The 4,458-nt window shown below is 48.9% G+C and carries 1 tRNA gene and 3 rRNA genes; all 4 read right to left on the bottom strand.

Annotated features, from left to right (window positions below):
- Nucleotides 1-8 precede the first annotated feature (8 nt).
- Nucleotides 9-124 (bottom strand): 5S ribosomal RNA (gene rrf / locus A9G32_RS04655).
- A 157-nt stretch (nucleotides 125-281) separates the two neighbouring features.
- Nucleotides 282-3,181, bottom strand: a 23S ribosomal RNA gene (locus A9G32_RS04660).
- A 257-nt stretch (nucleotides 3,182-3,438) separates the two neighbouring features.
- Nucleotides 3,439-3,514, bottom strand: a tRNA-Glu gene (locus A9G32_RS04665).
- A gap of 55 nt (nucleotides 3,515-3,569) precedes the next feature.
- A 16S ribosomal RNA gene (locus A9G32_RS04670) occupies nucleotides 3,570-4,458 on the bottom strand; the annotation flags it as partial.

The following is a 4,458-nucleotide window of genomic DNA, read 5'->3' on the forward strand; positions in this document are numbered from 1 at the left end:
ATTTAAAAGTCTGGCGGCACCCTACTCTCACATGGGTAATACCCACACTACCATCGGCACTACGGCGTTTCACTTCTGAGTTCGGCATGGGGTCAGGTGGGACCACCGCGCTATTACCGCCAGACATATCCTGTACTCTCTTTCTTAATTGCTGTCCATTATCTCATATCAACAACAATCACTCAATTCGGAACAAACTGTTTTTTCAATCTCTATTCTCTTTTCGATGATTTTCTCATCTAGTAATAACTTCTGCGTAACCCAAAACAACTCCGAGTTGTAAGGTTAAGACTCTCGGTTCATTAGTATCAGTTAGCTCAATGTATCACTACACTTACACACCTGACCTATCTACGTCTTAGTCTCAAACGGACCTTACTGAATCTCTTCAGGGAAAACTCATCTCGAGGCTAGTTTCGTGCTTAGATGCTTTCAGCACTTATCTATTCCGCACGTAGCTACCGGGCAATGCAATTGGCATCACAACCCGAACACCAGCGGTGCGTTCACTTCGGTCCTCTCGTACTAGAAGCAAACCCTCTCAATTTTCCTACGCCCATGGCAGATAGGGACCGAACTGTCTCACGACGTTCTAAACCCAGCTCGCGTACCACTTTAAACGGCGAACAGCCGTACCCTTGGGACCTACTTCAGCCCCAGGATGTGATGAGCCGACATCGAGGTGCCAAACACCGCCGTCGATATGAACTCTTGGGCGGTATCAGCCTGTTATCCCCGGAGTACCTTTTATCCGTTGAGCGATGGCCCTTCCATTCAGAACCACCGGATCACTATGACCTACTTTCGTACCTGCTCGAGCCGTCACTCTCGCAGTCAAGCTAGCTTTTGCCATTGCACTAACCTCCTGATGTCCGACCAGGATTAGCTAACCTTCGTGCTCCTCCGTTACTCTTTGGGAGGAGACCGCCCCAGTCAAACTACCCACCAGACAGTGTCCCTTACCTCGATTCAGAAGTATAGGTTAGAACATCAAACATTAAAGGGTGGTATTTCAAGGTCGACTCCACTCACACTGGCGTGCATGCTTCTTTGCCTCCCACCTATCCTACACATTAAGGCTCAATGTTCACTGTCAAGCTATAGTAAAGGTTCACGGGGTCTTTCCGTCTTGCCACGGGTACACCGCATCTTCACGGCAATTTCAATTTCACTGAGTCTCGGGTGGAGACAGCCTGGCCATCATTACGCCATTCGTGCAGGTCGGAACTTACCCGACAAGGAATTTCGCTACCTTAGGACCGTTATAGTTACGGCCGCCGTTTACTGGGGCTTCGATCAGGAGCTTCTGCATAAGCATAACCCCATCAATTAACCTTCCAGCACCGGGCAGGCGTCACACCGTATACGTCCACTTTCGTGTTTGCACAGTGCTGTGTTTTTATTAAACAGTTGCAGCCAGCTGGTATCTTCGACTGATTTCACCTACGTCCGCATGGGATTTCAATTACACATCAGCGTGCCTTCTCCCGAAGTTACGGCACCATTTTGCCTAGTTCCTTCACCCGAGTTCTCTCAAGCGCCTTAGTATTCTCTACCTGACCACCTGTGTCGGTTTCGGGTACGATTAACTATAACCTGAAGCTTAGAGGGTTTTCCTGGAAGCAGGGCATCAATTACTTCACTGCCTTAGCAGCTCGTCATCACGCCTCAGAGTTTCAGTGACCGGATTTGCCTAATCACACCCCTACACGCTTAACCCACCATCCAATAGGTGGTAAACCTAGCCTTCTTCGTCACCCCATCGCAGTTATAGCCAGTACGGGAATATTAACCCGTTTCCCATCAGATACGCCCTTCGGCCTCTCCTTAGGGGTCGACTCACCCTGCCCCGATTAACGTTGGACAGGAACCCTTGGTCTTCCGGCGAGCGGGCTTTTCACCCGCTTTATCGTTACTTATGTCAGCATTCGCACTTCTGATACCTCCAGCATGCCTCACAACACACCTTCTACGGCTTACAGAACGCTCCCCTACCCAATACACTTGCGTGCACTGCCGCAGCTTCGGTGCATAGTTTTAGCCCCGTTACATCTTCCGCGCAGGCCGACTCGACTAGTGAGCTATTACGCTTTCTTTAAATGATGGCTGCTTCTAAGCCAACATCCTAGCTGTCTAAGCCTTCCCACTTCGTTTCCCACTTAACTATGACTTCGGGACCTTAGCTGGCGGTCTGGGTTGTTTCCCTCTTCACGACGAACGTTAGCACCCGCCGTGTGTCTCCCATGATTCAACTTGTCAGTATTCGGAGTTTGCATCGGGTTGGTAAGCCGGGATGGCCCCCTAGCCGAAACAGTGCTCTACCCCCAACAGTCATTCATGAGGCGCTACCTAAATAGCTTTCGGGGAGAACCAGCTATCTCCCGGTTTGATTGGCCTTTCACCCCCAGCCACAGGTCATCCGCTAATTTTTCAACATTAGTCGGTTCGGTCCTCCAGTTAGTGTTAACCAACCTTCAACCTGCCCATGGCTAGATCACCGGGTTTCGGGTCTATACCCTGCAACTTAACGCACAGTTAATACTCGGTTTCCCTTCGGCTCCCCTATTCGGTTAACCTCGCTACAGAATATAAGTCGCTGACCCATTATACAAAAGGTACGCAGTCACTATTACCCAATGGTAACAGCTCCCACTGATTGTACGTACACGGTTTCAGGGTCTATTTCACTCCCCTCCCGGGGTTCTTTTCGCCTTTCCCTCACGGTACTGGTTCACTATCGGTCAATCAGGAGTATTTAGCCTTGGAGGATGGTCCCCCCTTCTTCAGACAGGATATCACGTGTCCCGCCCTACTCTATAAGCTTCCACATAACGTACCTTCGTGTACGGGACTTTCACCCTCTATCGTGCGACTTTCCAGACGCTTCCACTAATACTTTATGCTACCCGCTTGGGCTCCTCCCCTTTCGCTCGCCGCTACTCAGGGAATCTCGGTTGATTTCTTTTCCTCGGGGTACTTAGATGTTTCAGTTCTCCCGGTTCGCCTCATCTAACTATGAATTCATTAGATGATAGTGTAGTTTCCTACACTGGGTTTCCCCATTCGGACATCGACGGCTATTACGCTTTTTATCAGCTTACCGTCGCTTTTCGCAGATTAACACGTCCTTCTTCGCCTCTGATTGCCTAGGCATCCACCGTGTACGCTTAATTTCTTAACCTTACAACTCACAGTTGTCTTGGTTTAAATTACGCTTTCTTCTCTTTCTTACTTATTCTCTTTTTATTTATAGATTGTTCAATTAAAGTTCAATAAACTTTAACTCAATCTATAATCAAAAGCCTTTCGTAAAAACGAGAACTCGTTTCTTTCAGCTTGTTCCTAATTGTTAAAGAGCTTTATCTTTCTATTCACTTAACCACTAAATCAAGTAAATACAAACATAATTTTTTAGAAAAATAATTTCATCACATTTTATGGCGTCCCCTAGGGGATTCGAACCCCTGTTACCGCCGTGAAAGGGCGATGTCCTAGGCCTCTAGACGAAGGGGACTTAATTATTTCTCTTCATAAACAAACAATCTGTGTGAACACTTACGAGCACTTCGTAAGGAGGTGATCCAACCGCAGGTTCCCCTACGGTTACCTTGTTACGACTTCACCCCAGTCATGAACCACACCGTGGTAAACGCCCTCCCGAAGGTTAAGCTATCTACTTCTGGTGCAACCCACTCCCATGGTGTGACGGGCGGTGTGTACAAGGCCCGGGAACGTATTCACCGTGACATTCTGATTCACGATTACTAGCGATTCCGACTTCATGGAGTCGAGTTGCAGACTCCAATCCGGACTTAGACGTACTTTGTGAGGTCCGCTTACTCTCGCGAGGTCGCCTCCCTTTGTATACGCCATTGTAGCACGTGTGTAGCCCTGGTCGTAAGGGCCATGATGACTTGACGTCGTCCCCACCTTCCTCCGCTTTATCAACGGCAGTCTCCTTTGAGTTCCCGACCTAATCGATGGCAACAAAGGATAAGGGTTGCGCTCGTTGCGGGACTTAACCCAACATTTCACAACACGAGCTGACGACAGCCATGCAGCACCTGTCTCACAGTTCCCGAAGGCACTCTCGTATCTCTACAAGATTCTGTGGATGTCAAGACCAGGTAAGGTTCTTCGCGTTGCATCGAATTAAACCACATGCTCCACCGCTTGTGCGGGCCCCCGTCAATTCATTTGAGTTTTAACCTTGCGGCCGTACTCCCCAGGCGGTCGATTTATCGCGTTAGCTTCGGAGCCCATCACTCTAGGCAACAAACTCCAAATCGACATCGTTTACAGCGTGGACTACCAGGGTATCTAATCCTGTTTGCTCCCCACGCTTTCGCATCTCAGCGTCAGTATCTGTCCAGAAGGCCGCCTTCGCCACCGGTATTCCTCCACATCTCTACGCATTTCACCGCTACACGTGGAATTCTACCTTCCTCTACAATACTC

Source organism: Gilliamella sp. Gris3-2, from assembly GCF_001690345.1.
Classification (GTDB): Bacteria; Pseudomonadota; Gammaproteobacteria; order Enterobacterales; family Orbaceae; genus Gilliamella; species Gilliamella bombi.